General features: G+C 70.4%; 15 protein-coding genes. 3 read left to right on the top strand and 12 right to left on the bottom strand.

Going from position 1 to position 18969, the window contains the following annotated elements:
- Positions 1-89: 89 nt before the first annotated feature.
- The 4 genes from ACFZBP_RS24310 to ACFZBP_RS24325 all read right to left on the bottom strand — a co-directional run bounded on the left by ACFZBP_RS24310 (position 90) and on the right by ACFZBP_RS24325 (position 4968).
- A complete protein-coding gene (locus ACFZBP_RS24310) occupies positions 90-1169 on the bottom strand; it encodes a plastocyanin/azurin family copper-binding protein (protein WP_391416006.1) in 1080 nt (359 codons plus the stop codon).
- A 27-nt stretch (positions 1170-1196) separates the two neighbouring features.
- On the bottom strand, positions 1197-2516 hold the full coding sequence (locus ACFZBP_RS24315) for a copper resistance protein CopC (protein WP_391416008.1): 1320 nt from the start codon (positions 2514-2516) through the stop codon (positions 1197-1199).
- Positions 2513-3181 (bottom strand): hypothetical protein, encoded by a 669-nt coding sequence (locus ACFZBP_RS24320; RefSeq protein WP_391416010.1) that lies wholly within the window; start codon positions 3179-3181, stop codon positions 2513-2515. Before ACFZBP_RS24320 ends, ACFZBP_RS24315 begins: the two co-directional genes overlap by 4 nt.
- A gap of 443 nt (positions 3182-3624) precedes the next feature.
- Positions 3625-4968, bottom strand: coding sequence for a UDP-glucose dehydrogenase family protein (locus ACFZBP_RS24325; RefSeq protein WP_383448400.1), 1344 nt, complete (start codon positions 4966-4968; stop codon positions 3625-3627).
- Between the two features lie 190 nt (positions 4969-5158).
- Here ACFZBP_RS24325 and ACFZBP_RS24330 point away from each other — a divergent pair, with 190 nt between their 5' ends.
- On the top strand, positions 5159-6316 hold the full coding sequence (locus tag ACFZBP_RS24330) for an acyl-CoA dehydrogenase (RefSeq protein WP_383448403.1): 1158 nt from the start codon (positions 5159-5161) through the stop codon (positions 6314-6316).
- A 116-nt stretch (positions 6317-6432) separates the two neighbouring features.
- Here ACFZBP_RS24330 and ACFZBP_RS24335 read toward each other — a convergent pair whose 3' ends face one another.
- The gene (locus ACFZBP_RS24335) at positions 6433-6870 is read right to left on the bottom strand and encodes a hypothetical protein (RefSeq protein WP_391416013.1); all 438 of its coding nucleotides are present in this window, start codon (positions 6868-6870) and stop codon (positions 6433-6435) included.
- A gap of 92 nt (positions 6871-6962) precedes the next feature.
- Positions 6963-7520 (bottom strand): acyl-CoA thioesterase, encoded by a 558-nt coding sequence (locus tag ACFZBP_RS24340; RefSeq protein ID WP_383448409.1) that lies wholly within the window; start codon positions 7518-7520, stop codon positions 6963-6965.
- A gap of 119 nt (positions 7521-7639) precedes the next feature.
- Here ACFZBP_RS24340 and ACFZBP_RS24345 point away from each other — a divergent pair, with 119 nt between their 5' ends.
- On the top strand, positions 7640-8920 hold the full coding sequence (locus tag ACFZBP_RS24345) for an LCP family protein (RefSeq protein WP_391416015.1): 1281 nt from the start codon (positions 7640-7642) through the stop codon (positions 8918-8920).
- A gap of 63 nt (positions 8921-8983) precedes the next feature.
- Here the strand turns inward: ACFZBP_RS24345 and ACFZBP_RS24350 are convergent, their stop codons facing one another.
- A complete protein-coding gene (locus ACFZBP_RS24350) occupies positions 8984-9346 on the bottom strand; it encodes a four-helix bundle copper-binding protein (RefSeq protein ID WP_383448414.1) in 363 nt (120 codons plus the stop codon).
- 270 nt (positions 9347-9616) lie between these two features.
- The gene (locus tag ACFZBP_RS24355) at positions 9617-11071 is read right to left on the bottom strand and encodes an LCP family protein (RefSeq protein ID WP_391416018.1); all 1455 of its coding nucleotides are present in this window, start codon (positions 11069-11071) and stop codon (positions 9617-9619) included.
- A 141-nt stretch (positions 11072-11212) separates the two neighbouring features.
- On the opposite strand from ACFZBP_RS24355, the gene ACFZBP_RS24360 reads away from it, so the two are divergent.
- Positions 11213-12241, top strand: a complete 1029-nt coding sequence (locus tag ACFZBP_RS24360) for a glycosyltransferase (protein ID WP_391416020.1) — start codon at positions 11213-11215, stop codon at positions 12239-12241.
- A 24-nt stretch (positions 12242-12265) separates the two neighbouring features.
- Here ACFZBP_RS24360 and ACFZBP_RS24365 read toward each other — a convergent pair whose 3' ends face one another.
- From ACFZBP_RS24365 to ACFZBP_RS24380, 4 genes are all read right to left on the bottom strand, one after another.
- On the bottom strand, positions 12266-13855 hold the full coding sequence (locus ACFZBP_RS24365; RefSeq protein WP_391416022.1) for an LCP family protein: 1590 nt from the start codon (positions 13853-13855) through the stop codon (positions 12266-12268).
- A 343-nt stretch (positions 13856-14198) separates the two neighbouring features.
- Positions 14199-16034, bottom strand: a complete 1836-nt coding sequence (locus tag ACFZBP_RS24370; protein ID WP_383448426.1) for an LCP family protein — start codon at positions 16032-16034, stop codon at positions 14199-14201.
- A gap of 226 nt (positions 16035-16260) precedes the next feature.
- On the bottom strand, positions 16261-17415 hold the full coding sequence (locus ACFZBP_RS24375) for an LCP family protein (protein ID WP_391416025.1): 1155 nt from the start codon (positions 17413-17415) through the stop codon (positions 16261-16263).
- Positions 17416-18203: 788 nt separating this feature from the next.
- Complete coding sequence (locus ACFZBP_RS24380) at positions 18204-18959, bottom strand: TIGR03089 family protein (RefSeq protein WP_391416027.1); 756 nt, start codon at positions 18957-18959, stop codon at positions 18204-18206.
- Between the last annotated feature and the right edge of the window lie 10 nt (positions 18960-18969).

The raw sequence follows: 18969 nt of genomic DNA on the forward strand, positions 1-18969 counted from the left end.
GGGGCGGCGGTGATGGGGACAATGAGGGAGCGCCGGTCCGGCCGACTGAGCCTCGGCCGGACCGGCGTCCGTCTTGCGCGCGGGCTGTGTCAGCAGCTGCTGGTGATGTAGTCCTCGGTGGGGGCGAGCAGGTGCTCGGCCCAGACCGTGTGCATCTGCACGTAGCTGTCGGGATTCAGCAGATCGGCGACCTGCTGCCCGGGCGACTCCTCCAGGTGCGCCTTGTTGATGTGGTTCAACAGCACGCTGAGCGTGCTGTCCAGGACCGTGCCGCCGTCCTCGACGGCGGGCGTCAGGATGCTCTCGACCCACACCGTGTGCAGCTTGATGTACGAGTCCAGCGCCAGAGCGTCCTGCACCTGCTGGCCCGGGGAACGCTCCAGGTGGGCCGCGTTGAGGTGCTGGAGGATCGGCAGCAGCACGTTCTGGACGCTGGTGCACTGCTCGTCACCGCCACCGGAGCCGCCACCGGACGTACCGCCGGTGCTGCCGCCGGTCGAACCCCCGGAGGTGCCGCCGGATGTACCGCCCGTGCTGCCGCCCGTGCTGCCGCCCGTGCTGCCGCCCGTGCTGCCGCCCGTCGAACCTCCGGAGGTGCCGCCGGACGTACCACCCGTGCCGCCGCCGGTGCTGCCGCCCGAGGAGCCGCCGGTCGAACCACCCGACGAACCGCCGTCATCCGCGGCGACGACCTTCACGGACGCCACCATGTCCGGGTGCACCGCGCAGTAGTACTCGTACGTCCCGGCCGTGGCGAAGGTGTACGACCACGAGTCGCCCTGCTCCAGCGTGCCGGAGTCGAACTTCTTCGGGCCCTTGGTCGTGGTGACCGTGTGCGGCACGCTGTCGTGGTTGGTCCAGCGGACCGTTTCGCCGACCTTGACGACGAGTTGCTTCCCGTCGCCGAACTTGTTGTTCATGATGTCGACCTGGTGGTCCGGCGCCGCGTCGGCCGCCGGCTGGGCCGCCGCGACGGCTGCGGGCGCCTGAGCCGCGCCCGCGTCCGCCGTGGAGGACGCCCCGGCCGCCGAGGTGCCCGAGGCGGCCTGGAGCAGCCCCAGGCTGAGCACCGCGGTCAGCGCCGCGCCGACTCCGGCGACCAGCAGACCCCGGTTGCCCGAGGGCGCCCGGCGGCGCGGTGCCGCGTCGCTCTCATTACGTCGTTTCAACACAACTCCTTATATTTTTCTGGGAGTTCACTGGCCAGGGTTGGTCGTGACCAGCAGACTCGTCACGGCGAGCACGACGAGGACGAGCCCCGTCTCGGCCGCGACCGAGTAACCGAAGGGCCGCACGGTGGCGGCGTCGCCGCGCAGCAGCACAGCGACGTCGAGGCGGGTGCGCACCCACTGGCGACTGGCGAGGGCGGCGAGCAGGACGACCCCGAGCACGGCTGTCTTCGCCAGCAGCAGGTGCCCGTACGAGGTGTGCAGCAGGGCGTCGTACGACCCCACGACCTGCCACGCCAGCACCAGCCCGGCCGCGACGATGCCCGCCACGCTGACCGCCGCCAGCCGCGAGTAGCCCGGCACCACCGCGGCCAGCTCACCGGGCCGCCGCCGGGGCAGCACCGCCAGCGCGAGCATGGCCAGCCCGCCGATCCAGAGCGCGACCCCGAGCAGATGCACCAGGTCGGCGATCGCGCCCCAAGTGGGCTCACCGCCCTCGGAGTTGTGGCCCGCCATGCCGGTCGCCCGCAACAGCCCGAGGCAGACGACGAGCGCGCCGACCCGCCAGCCGGGGGAGCGGGAGGTGCGCGGGCCGCCCTGGAGCAGTGCGCTCAGCACCACTGCCGCGAGCACCCACAGCAGGACCCGGGCGGCGAGGACGACACCGGGCTCGGTGGTCAGGACGTCCACGTACGTCTCGGCGCGCAGGGCGTCACGCAGGCCGCCGAGCGCGGCGTAGGCCCCCTGCAGCCCGATGCCCGCCACCGACGCCAGCAGTCCGCACGTCCAGGCCAGTCCCAGCAGCGCCCGGGCCCGCGGCTCGTGCGCGCCGCGCGGCCACAGCAGCGTGATGAAGGCGAGGCCCCCGATGAACACAGCCAGCGACAGATAGCCGGTCCAGCGGGCGGCGACGAGGCCCTTCCGCACCAGGGGGGACGGTGCCGGCGCGGCCTCGTCGCCGCGGTCCTGGGTGGCGGCGGGCGCGCCGACGCCGAAGTCCAGCCGTCCGGAGGAAGCATGCCCGTCCTCCTCGTCGACGACCGACCAGACGACGGCGAAGTCGCCGTCCGCCGGGTGTCCGAGGGCGGCTCGTACGACCGCTCCCTTGTGTCCCGGCACGAGGGACACCGGGAGCCGGTCGCCGTCGAGGGTCATCACACGCACCTCGGCCACGTCGACGGGCTCGTCGAAGGTGAGGGTGAGGTGGTCGGGGGCCCGCTTCAGCTCGGCGCCGTTCGCGGGGCTGGAGGTGACCAGCTCGGTGTGGGCGGAGGCCTGGGCGGTGCCCGAGAGGACGTAGAGGAGCGGGGTGAGGGCGAGGAGGGCGAGGGTGCGGCGGAGGGTCACGGCGTCGCCTCCGGGGAGGGCGACGGGTCCTCGGCCGCGACGGCGCCGCCGAGCAGGGAGGAGAGCGGTGCGAGGCCGACGCAGGGGGAGGGCTGCGGTGCGGGGGCTGCAGTGCTGACGTCGGTGGAGTTGTCGCCGGTCGGGCCGAGGAGGCCGAAGACGGGTTCGGTGACGCCGGTGAGGAGCGGTCGCACGAGACGGACCTCGCCGTCGGCGCAGGTGGCGTCGTCGGTGGGTGGGGTGGTCCCGGGAGCGGGGGAGGACGGGGGCGCGGAGTCGGACGGCGTGGGGGAGGCGCCGTGGCCGGAGTGGCCCGTGTCGCCGGTGCCGCCGCCCGTGTGGCCGGTGTGGTCCTCGCCGGTGCCGCCGGGGTAGTGGACGCCGGTGCCGCCGCCCGGGTAGTAGACGCCGCCTCCGGTGGCGGGCAGCCCGCCGGTTCCGGCCGTCCCTCCGGAGCCGTCGGCCGGATCTCCGGTCGGTGCGGAGTCGGCCGGGGGCGTCGGGGCGGTGGCCGCGGGCGGGGCCGCGCTCGGGAGGGAGGCGGCGGCGGGGGCGCCGATGCCCGACGCGTATCCGAGTACGACCACCACGGCGCCGACGAGCGCTCCCGCGACCAGTTCGTCGCGGTGGTCGTGAGGCCACAGGGCCCGGCGGAACAGGGGCATGGTCACTCCTGGCATGGTCCGTTCAAACGGGCGAACGTCGACCAGTGGAGTGGCGGGCGAATTCCATGCGGCTACACGTCAGTTAAGTGACTGTTGCGGTGCCTCTCTTTCGGGGGTACCCCCACTGTGAGACCGGGTGAGACCTCCGCCATTCCACGCAAATGCAGCCGTGGAGAATTCGCATGCAGTCCTTTCCATTCCTTCACGCTACTCGAATGGAATTCGAAAAGGAGTGGGGATTTCAAGGAGAACCGCATATGTCGCCGGACGGGCTCGGCGCGGCCTGCGCGGGCCTGCGCGGGCCTCCGCGGGGCCTCGTACGGGCTCGCCGCAAGCAACCGCAAGCGGCGGGCACACGACAACAGGCCCTCCGCCGTGCGGATGGGCCTGCGCGTCACCATTCTCCCGCCGGATTCTCCCCCGCCGGAAAGTCGCGGCTTTCCTCAGGCCGTCGGCCGCCCCATCGCCCGATAAGTCCAGCCGGCCTTCCGCCACAGCTCCGGGTCCAGGGCATTGCGGCCGTCCAGAATGAGCCGGACCGTCGCGACCTCACCGAGCGCCGCCGGGTCCAGCTCACGGAATTCCCGCCACTCCGTCAGATGCAGGACGACATCGGCGCCCCGCACCGCGTCGACCGCGGTGTCGGCGTAGCCGAGGGTCGGAAAGAGACGGCGGGCGTTGTCCATGCCCTTGGGGTCGTAGACCGTGACCTGGCCGCCCTGGAGGTGGATCTGCCCGGCGACGTTCAGCGCGGGCGAGTCCCGTACGTCGTCCGAGTCGGGCTTGAAGGTGGCGCCGAGCACCGCGACCCGCTTGCCCAGGAAGGGGCCGCCGCCCAGCGCCTGCCGGGCCAGCTCCACCATCTGGCCGCGCTGGCGCATGTTGATCGAGTCGATCTCGCGCAGGAAGGTCAGCGCCTGGTCGGCGCCCAGCTCACCGGCGCGGGCCATGAAGGCGCGGATGTCCTTGGGCAGACACCCGCCGCCGAAGCCGATCCCGGCCCGCAGGAACTTCCTGCCGATCCGGTCGTCGTAGCCGATGGCCTCCGCCAGCTTGGCCACGTCGCCGCCGGCGGCCTCGCAGACCTCCGCCATCGCGTTGATGAAGGAGATCTTGGTGGCGAGGAAGGAGTTGGCGGACGTCTTGACCAGCTCGGCGGTGGGGAAGTCGGTGACCACGAAGGGGGAGCCGTCGGCGATCGGCGTCGCGTACACCTCGCGCAGCAGCTTCTCGGCCCGCTCCCCGCGCACGCCGATCACGATCCGGTCCGGGTGCAGCGTGTCGTTCACGGCGAAGCCCTCGCGCAGGAACTCCGGGTTCCAGGCCAGCTCGGCGCCCTCGCCGGCCGGCGCGTGCTCGGCCAGGTAGGCGGCGAGGCGGTCGGCGGAGCCGACGGGCACGGTGGACTTGCCGACGACGAGGGCGGCGTTCTTGAGGTGCGGGGCGAGCTGCGCGAAGGCGTTGTCGACGTACGACATGTCGCAGGCGTACTCACCGTGCCGCTGCGGCGTGTTCACGCACACGAAGTGCACATCGCCGAACTCCCCGACCTCGGCCCAGTCCATCGTGAACCGCAGCCGCCCGGTCGACCCCTCGATCCCGGCCACGTGCTTGCGCAGCAGTTCCTCGAGGCCCGGCTCGTACATCGGGACGTCGCCGCGCCGGAGCATCTCGATCTTCTCGGGCACGACGTCGAGCCCCAGCACCTCGAAGCCGAGTTCGGCCATGGCCGCGGCGTGGGTGGCGCCGAGATAGCCGGTGCCGATCACGGTGATCTTGAGGGCCATGGGGACTCCAGAAAGGGGTACGGGGGAGGTGCGCGCCCGAGCATAGTCGGAGGCTCCGAAGGGCAACTTCCCAGCTGTCGCCAAGCTCACGTACCCGTCCCGTGGGCCGCCCTCTAAAATTTGAGTTACTTAACGGTAATTAGCGCCAGCACCGCACTTGCTAACCAGCGTCCTTGGAGCGTGAGAGACCTTGGCCGGATCGGCTGACTTCGACCTGTACCGCCCGTCCGAGGAGCACGACATGCTCCGCGACGCCATCCGCTCGCTGGCCGAGGCGAAGATCGCGCCGTACGCCGCCGCGGTGGACGAGGACGCCCGCTTCCCGCAGGAGGCGCTTCAGGCGCTGGTCGCGAACGACCTGCACGCGGTGCACGTGCCCGAGGAGTACGGCGGCGCGGGCGCGGACGCCCTCGCCACGGTGATCGTGATCGAGGAAGTGGCCCGCGTGTGCGCGTCCTCCTCCCTCATCCCGGCCGTGAACAAGCTCGGCTCGCTGCCCGTGATCCTCTCCGGCTCCGAGGAGCTGAAGAAGAAGTACATGACCCCGCTCGCCAAGGGCGACGGCATGTTCTCGTACTGCCTCTCCGAGCCGGACGCCGGTTCGGACGCGGCCGGCATGAAGACGAAGGCCGTCCGCGACGGCGACCACTACGTGCTGAACGGCGTGAAGCGCTGGATCACCAACGCCGGCGTATCCGACTACTACACGGTGATGGCGGTCACCGACCCGACGAAGCGCTCGAAGGGCATATCGGCGTTCGTCGTCGAGAAGTCCGACGAGGGCGTCTCCTTCGGCGCCCCGGAGAAGAAGCTCGGCATCAAGGGCTCCCCGACCCGCGAGGTCTACCTGGACAACGTCCGCATCCCGGCGGACCGCATGATCGGCGAGGAGGGCACCGGCTTCGCCACGGCGATGCAGACGCTGGACCACACCCGCATCACCATCGCCGCCCAGGCCCTCGGCATCGCCCAGGGCGCCCTCGACTACGCCAAGGGCTATGTCCAGGAGCGCAAGCAGTTCGGCAAGCCGATCGCCGACTTCCAGGGCATCCAGTTCATGCTCGCCGACATGGCCATGAAGATCTCGGCCGCCCGCGCCCTGACCTACCAGGCCGCCGCCGCCTCCGAGCGCGGCGACGCCGACCTCACCTACCTGGGCGCCGCCGCCAAGTGCTTCGCCTCGGACGTGGCGATGGAGGTCACCACGGACGCCGTCCAGCTCCTCGGCGGTTACGGCTACACCCGTGACTACCCGGTCGAGCGTATGATGCGCGACGCCAAGATCACGCAGATCTACGAGGGCACGAACCAGGTCCAGCGGATCGTGATGGCCCGCAACCTCCCCTGAGCCTGAGTGGACACTGGCCTGCACCTACGACGAGGCCCCCGGCGTGCTGCCGGGGGCCTCGTCGTACGCGGATCCGCGTTGTCCCGAGGCCGGCATGGGAGGACCGACCGCCCTCGTCAGGGGATGAGCAAGTAGGGCTTGCAGTCCGCGCAGCCCTTGTGCTCGCTCAGCTCGATTTCCCCGTAGTCGTTGTTCAGGGTCATCTTGCCGCTGGCGTGATACCACTTCGTCCAGTCGCCGTTGACCTTCACACGGACCCAGGCGTGCCCCGAGCACGAACCGCCCGAGTACTTCTTGGTCCACGCGATGTAATTGTCCGCGTAGGCGTAGTACTTGCTCCCACAGCTACGTGTCCAGAAGTGGTCGTCGGCGGCCGCCGCCGGGCTGCCCACCGCGATGAGCGAACCGAAGGCCGCCGCGAGCGCGACAGCCCCGAACCTCAGTCGACTAAGCATGATCTTCCGTTCCCCCTGTTCGAAGCGGTCTGGTTCGACGCGATGCCCCACCTGGTGGACGTGTTCACCGTCGACGCCCTGCACGGGCCGGGCCGGCATCCACCATGGCTCAGTCCCGGTCTCAGCCGATCCTGAAAGGTTGCAGGTTGTGCCGCGGGCGACCACATGGCCCGGCGCCCCGCTCCGGACACTCAGTCCTCGAACCCCTCCGCCAGCCGCTTCTCCCGCAGCTCCTTGATGGCGCGGCGACGGGCCAGTCGGTGGGTGCGGCGGATCTGGGCCTCCTGGTTGCGCCGCTTGTCGCGTTCGGACTCCGGTATCACCGGCGGCACCCGGCGCGGCTTGCCGTCGGCGTCCACCGCGGCGAAGACCAGGTAGGCCGAGCCGACCTGGGTGGGCGGGGCCGACTCGTTCCAGCGCTCGGCGAGGACCCGTACGCCGACCTCCATCGAGGTCCGGCCGGTCCAGTTGACCTGCGCCTTCACATGGACGAGGTCACCGACGCGGACCGGCTCCAGGAAGGCCATCTCGTCCATGGACGCGGTGACGGCGGGGCCGCCGCTGTGCCGACCGGCCACCGCACCCGCCGCGTCGTCCACGAGTTTCATGATCACACCGCCGTGCACCGTCCCCAGCAGGTTGGTGTCGTTGTGGGTCATGATGTGGCTGAGGGTGGTGCGGGACGCGGACGTCGGCTTGCCCGGGATCTCCTGAGTGCCCGACTCCGCTGTGGTGACCTGGTCTGTCATGGCCTCCACCTTATGCCGAGCCCACATTCGCGGACTTTGTGTTGGCTTCGCAACAGCCGTGCCTCTATTTTCCCCCGAACCTTGTAAGGCACCCGGCCGTGCCCTGCACACTGGGGCGCATGAATGACTGGCCCGGTGGATGGTCCGACGACAATCGCGGTAACCGCTACGGACGCGGCAGCTCGAGCGCACAGCCCGAGGGTGCCCGCGTGATGCGGCAGGTCCGCCGCGGTCCGGCGGCGCCGCCCGGCCAGGGGTACGGCGGGGTCCCGCAGCAGCCGTCGTACGTGAACGGCCAGGGCCACGGCGGCTACGACGGCGCCGACGACGGTTACGACAGCGGCTACAACACCGGCCAGGTCTACGGCGGCGGCCCGGGCGGCCCCGGCGGCAGAGGCACGCACGAGCCGCGCCCCGCGCCGAACTGGCGGCGCCGGATGAAGATCACCGCGATCACACTGGTGACGGTGCTGGTCGTGACGACCGTCGCCACGTACTTCTGGGCCGACGGCAAGCTCAACCGCGAGGTAGACCTGTCCAAGGTCATCGACCGGCCGGAGGCGGGCGAGGGCACGAACTACCTGATCGTCGGCTCCGACAGCCGTGAGGGCATGACGGCCGAGCAGAAGAAGGACCTGCACACCGGCTCCGCCGAGGGCAAGCGCACGGACTCGATGATGATCCTGCACACCGGCGGGAACGGCCCGACGCTGGTCTCGCTGCCCCGTGACTCGAACGTGGAGATACCGACCTTCGTGGGCTCCGAGTCGGGCAAGACGTACCAGGGCACGGGCCGCCAGGTGAAGCTGAACGCGGCGTACGCGGAGGACGGCCCCGAACTGCTGGTCCGCACCGTCGAGGCCAACACCGGCCTGCACATCGACCACTACGTCGAGATCGGCTTCGCCGGCTTCGCCAACATCGTGGACTCGGTCGGCGGCGTCGAGATCGACATCCCGCAGGACATCAAGGACTCCAAGTCCGGCGCCGACTTCAAGAAGGGCAAGCAGACCCTGAACGGCGAGGAGGCGCTCGCCTTCGTCCGCACCCGGTACGCGCTGGCCGGCTCCGACCTGGACCGGACGAAGAACCAGCAGAAGTTCCTGTCCGCCCTGGCCAACCAGGTCGCGACCCCGGGCACCGTCCTCAACCCGTTCAAGCTGTACCCGACCATGGGCGCCGGCCTGGACTCGCTGATCGTCGACAAGGACATGGGCCTGTGGGACCTGGCGTCCATGTTCTGGGCGATGAAGGGCGTCAGCAGCGGCGAGGGCAAGTCCCTGAACATGCCGATCTCGGGCAACACCTCGAACGGCAACCTCCAGTGGGACACCGCGAAGGTGAAGCAGCTGGTGGAGCAGCTGAAGAACGACGAGACGGTGACCGTCTCGGGCAACTGAGCAACGGACACATCGAGGGCACCCGGCAGGCTCCGGGTGCCCTCGACCGCTGTCAGGCGTGCGTCACATCGTGGCGCCCGCCATCGCGCGACAGGTGGCGGCACAGCGACGACACGCCTCGGCACAGCGCATCATCTGCGCGTCGTCCGGCATGGACATACACGCCTCGGCGCACATCTCGCACGCCTTGGCGCACATCGCGCACATCTCGGCCGACATCGGCGAGCGGCGCATCATCATGTCCGCGCACATACGGGTCGTCTCGGCGCAGTCCATGAGCGCCCGCATGATCTGCATCTGGGCCTGGCCGCCCATCTGCATGCAGGAGCTCATGGTCTCCTCGCAGATGCCGTGGCAGGTCATGCACGCGTCGACGCAGTCCTGCATCTCCTTGGTCATGGCAGGCATGGTTCCGGGCTGGGTCATGGCTCCTCCTGGGGGACGCGGGAGCCCGGGGCGGGCCCCGTGCCCTTCTGTCCTACGCCCGCCCACCGCGCCGCGCCATCGGGCGGACACGAACAATTCACACCAGATGCCGCACGGGCCAACGCGTCCGGCATTCCGCCGAATGCCGCCGCACACGTCCATTGAGGTTATGGACGGTGCCAGGGGCTGCCCGGAAAGTCCCGCACAGCACCCGCGGCGCCCGGCACGCATCCTCGCCACGAGCACCGCACGGGACTTTCCAGACACCCCCTACGAGCACCCCGCCTCGTCGCCCCGCACCACGATCGACTGGCCCTGCGTCGGGTCCTCGGCCCGTACCTTGCGCACCCTGTCGAAGTCCGCCCCGAGCATCACCTTCAGCGTCGGCCCCAGCCCCTTCACCGGACGCAGCTCGCTCCCCGGCAGCGCCGCCGCCAGCGACTTCGCCGAGCGGTCCCAGCCCGGGTCGTGGGCGACGACCGTCCGCTTCAGCGCCCGGTCCGCCGCGGCCACCGGACGCCCCGTCGTACGGAACCCGGTGGCCGCCAGCGCCGCGTCGACGCGCTTGCCGAGGCCGTTCTCCTTCGTGCCGTTCTCCACCTGGACACGGATCTGCTGCGGCGCGACCTCCACGGGCACGGCCCGGCGCTTCGGCCGGTGCGCGGACAGCGGCTTGTCCTCACGCAGGGACCGGAAGAGACGCTCGGCCTGAGCGGTGTCCCACTTCACCGTGGAGCCGACACCCTTCACCTCGTACTCGAGCTGCCCGATCGGCACGGTCGTGAACTCCGACGACGACGGCGAGAAGTTCCGCATCGCCCGCCCGAGGTCGAGCAGCTCGCCCGTCCCGAAGCCCTTGTCGGCCCGCACCGAGCCCAGCACGGCCCGCGTCACGTCCCGGAACCTCATCGGGTTCAGCAGGATCCCGGACGACGTCGCCCGCTCGACCAGCGCCGCCATGAACCGCTGCTGGCGGTGCACCCGGCCCAGGTCGGAGTCGCTGTCGACATGCCGCGCGCGGACGTACTGCAACGCCTCACCGCCCATCAGGCGATGCCGCCCGGCCGGCAGGTCCAGCCCGGTGTAGGAGTCCCTCAGCGGCTCGGCGGTGCAGATCTGCACGCCGCCGACCACGTCCACGGTCTTCATGAAGCTGGTGAAGTCGACCTCCAGATAATGGTCGATCTTGACGTGCGTCATGTGCTCGACGGTGCGCACGGTGAGGTTCGGACCGCCCTCCGCGTACGCCGCGTTGATCTTGATGGGATGCGTCTTGCGCCCGTCGCCTCCGGGCACCTCGGCGTACGAGTCGCGCGGCAGGCTCACCACGCTCGCCCGCTCCCGGTCCTCCGAGATGTGCACGATCATGATCGTGTCGGTGCAGTGGCAGGGGGCCCCGCCGAGCCGGTACTTGCGGCGCTCCTCGTCGCTGATGCGGTCGCGGCCGTCCGTGCCGACCAGCAGGACGTTCATCCCGTGTCCGGCCTGCGGCCGGTTCTTCATGTCCTTGAACGGGTCCACGCGCGCGATCTTCGCGTCCAGGCTGGTGACCACGGCGTGCCCGATACCGGCCGAGGCCAGGATCACCACCGACAGCGTGGTCACCGTCCGCATGGCCCAGCGCGGCCGCCTGCGCCGTACGGGCGCGACCGGCCGCGCCCCGCCACGGGACGGCTGCGGACTGCGCTGCGGCGAGGCGGGGGAGCGGCGGGGCGGCGTGGGCATGGGGGGATACCTCCGCTGGGGTTGCCCTGGGGGCCGTACGTGGGATCCGTGAGCACCGTAGGCCCATACGATCTGCTGACCGGGGCAGCGACCCCGGTGGCGCGCACCGCTGTCCCCCGTTCGCGGTAACGTGAGGCCCCTATGAACGCCAATCCCGACGTGCAGCTCCCCGCCGTGTCCGTCATCATGCCCGTCCTCAACGAGGAGCGGCATCTGCGCGGAGCCGTCCAAGCGATCCTCGCGCAGGAGTACGCCGGCGAGATGGAGGTCGTGATCGCCCTCGGTCCGTCCACGGACCGCACGGACGAGATCGCCGCCGAGCTCGTGGCCGAAGACCCTCGCGTGCACACCGTCCCGAACCCCACCGGCCGCACGCCCGCCGCGCTCAACGCCGCGATCAAGGCCTCCCGCCACCCGATCGTCGTCCGCGTCGACGGCCACGGCATCCTCTCGCCGAACTACATCGCCACCGCCGTACGGCTCCTGGAGGAGACCGGCGCGCAGAACGTCGGCGGCATCATGCACGCCGAGGGCGAGAACGACTGGGAGCACGCCGTCGCCGCAGCGATGACCTCGAAGATCGGTGTGGGCAACGCCGCCTTCCACACCGGTGGCGAGGCCCAGTCGGCCGAGACCGTCTACCTCGGTGTCTTCCGGCGCGAGGCGCTGGAGCAACAGGGCGGCTACAACGAGGAGTTCATCCGCGCCCAGGACTGGGAGCTGAACTTCCGGATCCGCGAGGCCGGCGGCCTCATCTGGTTCTCGCCCGAGCTGAAGGTGTCGTACCGCCCGCGGCCGAGCGTGAAGGCCCTCGCCAAGCAGTACAAGGACTACGGCCGCTGGCGGCACGTCGTCGCCCGCTACCACGCCGGCTCCATCAACCTGCGCTACCTCGCCCCGCCGACCGCGGTGTGCGCGATCGCGGCGGGCCTGGTGGCCGGCGCCCTGGTCACCCCGTGGGCGCTGGTGGTCCCCGGCGGCTATCTGGCGGCCATCGCCGCCGGTTCCGTCCCGGCCGGCAAGGGACTCCCGCTGAAGGCACGCCTCCAGATCCCGGTCGCCCTCGCCACCATGCACATGTCCTGGGGCTACGGCTTCCTGACCAGCCCGCGCTCCCTGGCGAAGAAGGTCATCGCCTCGCGCCGCCCGGCGGTACTCAGCGCCAACTGAGCCCCACCGGGCGGGCGGTGCCCGTCACCAGGTGAAGTCCGGGTCCACCTTCATGCACGCCTTGGTGTCGGAGGCGTTCAGCGCCTCCGCCGTGTCCGGCGTCCTGTCGTCCTGCTTCGGCGCCTTGTACGCCGTACCTTCCCGCCAGTCGGCGCCGACGACGAGGGTGACGCCGGAGACGTTCGTGGACTTCTCCACGGCGCTGGTGGGAATGCCGAGGGCCTTGGCGAGCCGCTGGGCGTCGCCCTCCAGGTCGGCGCTCGGGTAGCGGACGAGTGTGGTGTCCTCGACCGGCGTCGTCGATGCGTCCGCCACGGCCCGGGTGAAGCCCTTGTCGACGAGCAGTCCGGCGACGGTGGTCGCGCGACCGGAGGCCGGGGCGAGCGTGTCGGTGCGGGTGCCGTTCTGCACCTGGACGGCGATCTCGTCGTCCGCCGCGGCCGGGTCGGTGGAGCCCTTGTCCTCGGTGGACTTCTTTTTCTTGTCCTTGCCGTCGAGGGCGATGTCCTCACGCACCAGCCGGAACAGCTTGGTCGCGTCCTCGGTGGGCACCACCCGGCCGGTCTGGATCGTGTCGTACGCGTTCGGCATCGTCGTCATCGTGATGCGCGACGTCGGCACCTTCTTGAGCTCGCCCGCCAGGTCGTACAGCTTCGCCACCGTGCCCAGGCCCGGGTCGACGGTGAGGGCCTTGGTCGCCGCCTCGGCGAGCGCGCGCAGCTTGCCCGGGTTGCTGAGCTTGGCGCTCTTGCGCAGCTCGCGGACCATCGCGTTCATGTACTGGTGCTGCGCCTTGGCGCGGGCCAGGTCGCTGCCGTCCTCGAAGCCGTACCGGGTGCGCAGCCACTGCAGGGCCTGCTCGCCCTTGACGTAGGTGGTGCCCTTCTCCAGCTTCAGCCCGGAGCCGTGGCCCTTGCTGTCCTTGGACTCGATGTTGGCGTTCACACAGACCGGGACGCCGCCGATCGCGTCGGCCATCGACACCACGCCGGAGAAGTCGATCATCATGAAGTGGTCGATGTGGATGTCGGTCAGCTTCTCCCACGTCGCCACCGTGCACCCGGGGCCGCCGCGGCCCAGCGACTGGTTCGTCATCGCGCGCTCGCGGGCCTGGTACACGTCCCCGCTGTCCGGGTCCGTGCACTTGGGCATGTCCACCAGGGTGTCGCGCGGCATGCTCACCACCGACATGTTGGTGCGGTCGGCGGACACGTGCAGCAGCATCTGCACATCGGCGAGCGGGACGCCGCCGAACGTCTCCTTGGCGCCGCCGAGTTTCTGGTTCTCCTTGCTGTCCCGGGCGTCCGAGCCGATCAGCAGGATGTTCAGCGGCGTCTGACCGGCCGCGTTCGCCTCGGTCCTGGCGGCGCGGTCCTTCGCGTCGCCGATGTTGAGGTCGTCCTTCTTCAGGTTGTCGTTGAGGTGCTGGTAGTAGAGATACCCGGCACCCGCGGTGCCCAGTATCACCACCGCCAGAACCGTCGCCGACCAGCGCAGCGCACGCCGTCTGCGGCGCCTGCCGTCGGTACCCCGGCCGCCCTTGCGACCCCCGCCACCGTGCCGGCCGCCCTGGTCGGCCGGCGTGTCCTGGTCGGCCTGCGGAGTGAGGGACATGGTGTCCTCCACCGCGGGGGCCTCCCCTCGCACACTGCTCTGCGCCAACTCTCTGCCCTTCCCCGCCCTTTGCCCGACACGGCTTCGCTCCGCCCCGGACCTCCCTGTCCGGTGCGCAGCGCACCATGGCAGACCACCCTGTCCGACACCGGTTCGCTACCTGTCAGACCTCTGTGGGTCCGGACCGGGTTGGCCACGCGTCGGCAAAATCCACGCCGGGGCGGCAGCGCGCCGCGCCCGGCCGACGCCGGCCGACACACCGGCGTCGTGTGTCAGACCAACGAGAGTCCGGCACAGTTGCGTTCCCGACGCTGATTTCGTGGCGGGAGCGGCAGGCCGGGGGCTACTTCGCGCACTCGACCTTGTCGGCCGTGGACTTCTCCACGTCCGGGGCCTTCGTCGGGGCCGTGAGCGAGACGCCCGCTCCCTTGAAGTCCTTGCCCAGGGTCAGCGTCATGGTGGGCAGGCCCTGGGAGTTGGTCACGCTCTTGCCGGGCTTCATCGCGGACCCGGACAACCCCATGATGGCGGCGAGCCGGCGTGCCTGGTCCGCCTGGTCCGGCGCGTACTCCAGCGTCGTCTTCGCCAGCGTCGCCGGGGCGTTGCCCGCGTTCTCCGACTTGGTCACGCCCTCCTCGGTCTGCAGCCAGGTGAGCGTCTCCTGGGCGCTGCCCGAGGGCGCCCCGCCGTTGTAGACCTGCACCCGCACCTCGGAGGGGTCGGCCTTGGTGCCCTTGAGCCGGGCGGCCACGGCGGCGGCCTCCTTCTTCTTCTGCTGCTTGACCGCGGTGAAGGAGACGTCGTTCTGGATCGCCTGGAAGACCTGGGGAGCCGTCGCGTCGTTGAGCACGACCGTCGCCTTGACCTTCTCGGCCGGGTTGTCGATCACCGGAACCGTCGTGAAGGTCAGGTTCTTGGTGTCGAGCTTGCCCAGCTCCAGACCGAGGTCCTTCAGCTTGTCGATGCTGTCGAGCTGGGAGTCGACGGTCAGCGCCTTGGTGCCCGCCTCCGCCAGCTTGATCATCTTGGTCGGGCTGGAGAGCGTGTCGTTGGACTTCAGCTTGCGCATCAGCGCGCTGAGGAACTGCTGCTGGAGCCCGATCCGGCTCAGGTCGCCGCCGAAGCCGACGGCGTGCCGCGTGCGGACGAAGGCCAGCGCCTGCTCGCCCGCGATCACGTGCTTGCCCTCGCTGAGCTTGAGGTGCGAGTCGGGGTCGTCGATGTCCTTGCCCAGACACACCTCGACGCCACCGACCGCCGTCGTCAGCGTCTTCACCGCGTTGAAGTCGGCCACCATGAAGTTGTCCGGCTTGATCCCGGTCAGCTCGGTGACGGTACGGCTGGTGCAGCTGGGCGAACGGCCCTCCTGGCCCAGGCTCGTGTTGAAGCGCACGCCGGTCTCGCCCGGGATGACCTTCTGGGAGCCGTCCTCCTGCGTGGTCGGGCAGTCCGGGATGTCGACGATCAGGTCGCGCGGGATGCTGAGCGCGGTCGCGTTCGAGCGGTCCTTGGAGACGTGCAGCAGGATCGTGGTGTCGGCGTGTCCCGCGCTGCCGGAGTCGCCGTACTTGTCGTTGCCGGCACCCGTGCGCTTGTCCGTGCCGATGAGCAGGATGTTGATGGCCTTGTCCTTGGAGAAGCCACCGGTGCTCGCGCCGTCGTCGGAGACGGACTGGATGTTGTCGTTGAGGTGCTCGAGGTAGAGGTACCCGCCGACCGCGGCGGCGACCACGACGAACGCCGTCACACCGCCGGTCCACAGCAGGGCCTTCTTCGCCTTGCTCTTCTTCTTCACCGGCCGGCGACCGCGCCGCCCCGCCGAGGGCTCCTCGGGCGCGCCGCGGCGCCTGCGCTGCGAGGGGACCTCCCGGCCGGGCGCGTTGCGGTCCGGGCGCGGGTCGCGGCCGTCCCGTCCGTCGCGGGCCGGGGCGGCGGTCCGGCTGCGTACGCCGCCTCCGGTACCTCCGGCGCCGGCGGCGCTGTTCGTCGCACCCGCCGCGCCCGCTCCGCCGGCTCGTGCGGCTGCGCCGGCCCGGGAGGCGGATCTGCGCGGTCCCGGAACCGACGACTGCGGAGCGGAAGGAGTCAGTCGCAGTTCGTATTCACCGGTGTTCGGATTGAGCACCCACTGGTCTGCGGGATCGATGTCGTCCGCCCGCCCACGGCCTTGCGCGTCCACGGTTGTCTGAATCCTCCGTCGGGGCCACGCGGCGCCTTCCCCCTCCAAGGCGCTCGGGTCTCTCGGTCAAACAGTGCGCAAGCCTAACTACGGCAGGGAGCACCGGATCGCTCACACTATCCGCCCAGTTCAGCGTGGAGCGACGACGGTGACAAATTCCACGTCCATACAACTGGGCAATCCGGCGCATTTCTTTGAACTGGGGTTCGCCGACTTGGTGAGCGTTTTACTCGCAGGGGTTCTCGGCGGCGGTGTTGCCCTGAAAGGTGGGCGCCGGGGGAGTGGGGTCGGTCGGGTGATCCGCCGGACCGCTGCGGGGCTTCCCGTCGCTGTCGTGCGAACCCTTGTGCGAAGAATCGCGTGATGAACCCTGGGACGTTTCGGGCGAATTCACGACTTCCACCGGGGCGTCGACGCGGAGCCGTTGAAAGAGCCGCCGCGCTTCGGGCTCCACGAGTTGGTCGCGATTGGCGTTGTATGCGTACGACTCCCGAGGGACGGTGAGAAATTGCACGCGTTCGGTGGGGATGTCGCGCACTCCGCGAGCGAGTTCGTACAAACCGCGCAAACTGGCCAGGGCGGGGTCGGTGGTGAGGGAGGACGTCGCCGCGTCCAGGACGGGGTAGAGCCGGACCGGGTTCAACAGGACGTCGTTGCTCTGGACCTTGTGCACGAGGGCGGCGAGGAAGCGCTGCTGGCGCTCGATGCGGTCGGTGTCGCTGCCGTTGCCGAGGGACTTGCGGGCGCGGACGTAGCCGAGGGCCTGCTCGCCGTCGAGGGTCACCTTGCCGGCCGGGAGGCGTAGCTTGGCCGCCTTGTCGTCGATGGGCTTCGCGAGGCAGATCTCCACGCCGTCGACGGCGTCGACCATCTCCTTGAACCCGTGGAAGTCGACGACCATGTGGTGGTCGACGCGGATGTCGGTGAGCCGCTCGACGGTACGGATCGTGCAGGCCGAACCGCCCTTCTGGAAGGCGTAGTTGAACATCGCGAACATGGGCTGGGTGCGGGTGCCGTCGCGGCGGCGGCAGCTCGGGACGTTCACCATGAGGTCGCGGGGTATCGACACGGCGGTGGCGCTGCGGCGCTCGGCGGAGAGGTGCAGCAGGATCGTGGTGTCGGAACGCTCGGTCCCCGAGTCGCGTCCGTAGCGCCGGTTCGCCCGGCCCGCCCGCGAGTCCGACCCGATGAGCAGGATGTTCTGCGCGTCGCGCACCAGTGAGGTGGGGCGCTCCTTCTCGTACCGGGCCAGTTCGGCCGCGGCGGCCTCGTCGGGCGTGATGTTCGCGTCCAGCTTCGCGTACACGGCCCACCCGACCCCGCCGGCGACCACCAGCACACCCCCCACCCCGACCGCCCCACGCCGCACCCACCGCCGCATGGGCCCCCTCCTACTACGCGCGCGTGCGGTGTCGGTCACGGCTGGTCCACCCCTCAGTGCGTGCTGCGTGCTGCGTGCTGCGTGCGGTGTGGGCTGCTGTTACGACCATGGCGCGGATGGGGGGTGGGTGGTGGGTGGTGGGGGGCTGAACGGGTGACGATGCCTGCGGCGGCCTGCTGGTGTCCGGTGGGGGTGCGTGTGGCGCGGTTCGGTGGGTGGCTGGGTCGGGGCCGTGCCGGGGGGTGTCCGTCCTCGGTCCGGCGGGCGGGCGTGGGCCAGGAGGTGCCGCGTGTTGACACCGGACTCTGCGGGCGGACACCCCCCGACACGTCCCCTTGCCGCCGTCGGCGACCGCAGGCTCGTGGGGGTACGCCGTCCAGCGACCTGCCGTGCCTACGACTCCCTGCCCGAACCACGTCCGGGTCCACGACGCCCCGAGGGGACTCCGCCCCCAACCTCCGCTCACCGAAGAGACCCTGGCCCCACCCGCCCAGGCACTCTCAGCCCGTCCGGCGTTCGAGGACAAGACCGTCCCGAGCCCCCACCTACCCACAGAGGCACTTTCAGCCTGTCCGGCGTTCGAGGACGAGGTTGTGCCATCCCGATCCCCCACCCACCCGCAGGGGCTACGCAGGCCCAGGCACCCCAGCCCGTCCGGCGTTTGAGGACGAGGCCCGGAGGGCCGATGGCGGGGTCTGGGGCGGCAGCCCCAGTGGGGTCGAAGGGGCGGAGCCCTTGGGGATGGGACGGGTAGGGGCGGCGGGGGCGAGGACTGCTTGTCGGGGAGGCTAGCGGGCCGTCGTGGTTACCCGTTCGTCGTCGATCCGCTTGGCCAAGGCGTCCTCCGCCAGCGAATCAAGATGCCGACACAACACAACCGAACCGCCGGAGGCAAGCGCGGCGTACAGCCCAGCATTGAGCCCCTCCCACGTGTCATAGGACAGCGCCGAGAGAATCCGCGACCCGGGCCCGGTGAGCCCGAGCCCCGGCGCCTCCGCCCGAGCCCGCTCCACGACCTCCGCACCACTGAACTCCCGCCCCGCCACGATGAGCGCAGGTTCCTCGGGATCCACCGGAGCGTAAGGAGCAAAGCGGTCCCCCTGACTCGGCACCTCCACGGCGTAGTCGGCGAAACCGATCGGCGGCTGCGGAAAACGACCCCCCAGCGGCCGTAGCGCCAACGCGACCCGCTCCCCCCGACACGCCCGCGCGGCCTCCAGCCCCTCCGGCCCGCTCACCACCACGTCGGCCACCGCAGGGTCGCCCCCCACATCCGCGACGACACCCACCGACGAACACGCCAGCAACCACACCGCCGTCTGCCAGTGCGCGGGCAACAGCAGCGTGACCCGGTCACCCGGCCCGACCCCGAGATCCCCCTGGAGCAGATTCGCGGTCTTGGCCACCCAATTGGCGAAGGTGGCCACGGACAATTCGACACGTTCCCCGGTGGCGTCGTCGTAGAAGGTGACCAGAGGTCGTCCAGGATCCGCGGCAAGCGCGGAACGCAGCAGGTCGGCAGGGGTGCGATCGGTGGCGTTCACTCGCGCAAGC

It is taken from the genome of Streptomyces sp. NPDC008086 (genome assembly GCF_042957325.1).
Classification (GTDB): domain Bacteria; phylum Actinomycetota; class Actinomycetes; order Streptomycetales; family Streptomycetaceae; genus Streptomyces.

Excerpts from the sequence above, each read along its gene's own strand:
- ACFZBP_RS24320 (WP_391416010.1), bottom strand. The coding sequence starts at position 3,181 with ATGCCCCTGTTCCGCCGGGCCCTGTGGCCTCACGACCACCGCGACGAA.
- ACFZBP_RS24325 (WP_383448400.1), bottom strand. The coding sequence starts at position 4,968 with ATGGCCCTCAAGATCACCGTGATCGGCACCGGCTATCTCGGCGCCACC.
- ACFZBP_RS24335 (WP_391416013.1), bottom strand. The coding sequence starts at position 6,870 with ATGCCGGCCCGGCCCGTGCAGGGCGTCGACGGTGAACACGTCCACCAG.
- ACFZBP_RS24340 (WP_383448409.1), bottom strand. The coding sequence starts at position 7,520 with ATGACAGACCAGGTCACCACAGCGGAGTCGGGCACTCAGGAGATCCCG.
- ACFZBP_RS24345 (WP_391416015.1), top strand. The coding sequence starts at position 7,640 with ATGAATGACTGGCCCGGTGGATGGTCCGACGACAATCGCGGTAACCGC.
- ACFZBP_RS24350 (WP_383448414.1), bottom strand. The coding sequence starts at position 9,346 with ATGACCCAGCCCGGAACCATGCCTGCCATGACCAAGGAGATGCAGGAC.
- ACFZBP_RS24355 (WP_391416018.1), bottom strand. The coding sequence starts at position 11,071 with ATGCCCACGCCGCCCCGCCGCTCCCCCGCCTCGCCGCAGCGCAGTCCG.
- ACFZBP_RS24360 (WP_391416020.1), top strand. The coding sequence starts at position 11,213 with ATGAACGCCAATCCCGACGTGCAGCTCCCCGCCGTGTCCGTCATCATG.
- ACFZBP_RS24365 (WP_391416022.1), bottom strand. The coding sequence starts at position 13,855 with ATGTCCCTCACTCCGCAGGCCGACCAGGACACGCCGGCCGACCAGGGC.
- ACFZBP_RS24375 (WP_391416025.1), bottom strand. The coding sequence starts at position 17,415 with ATGCGGCGGTGGGTGCGGCGTGGGGCGGTCGGGGTGGGGGGTGTGCTG.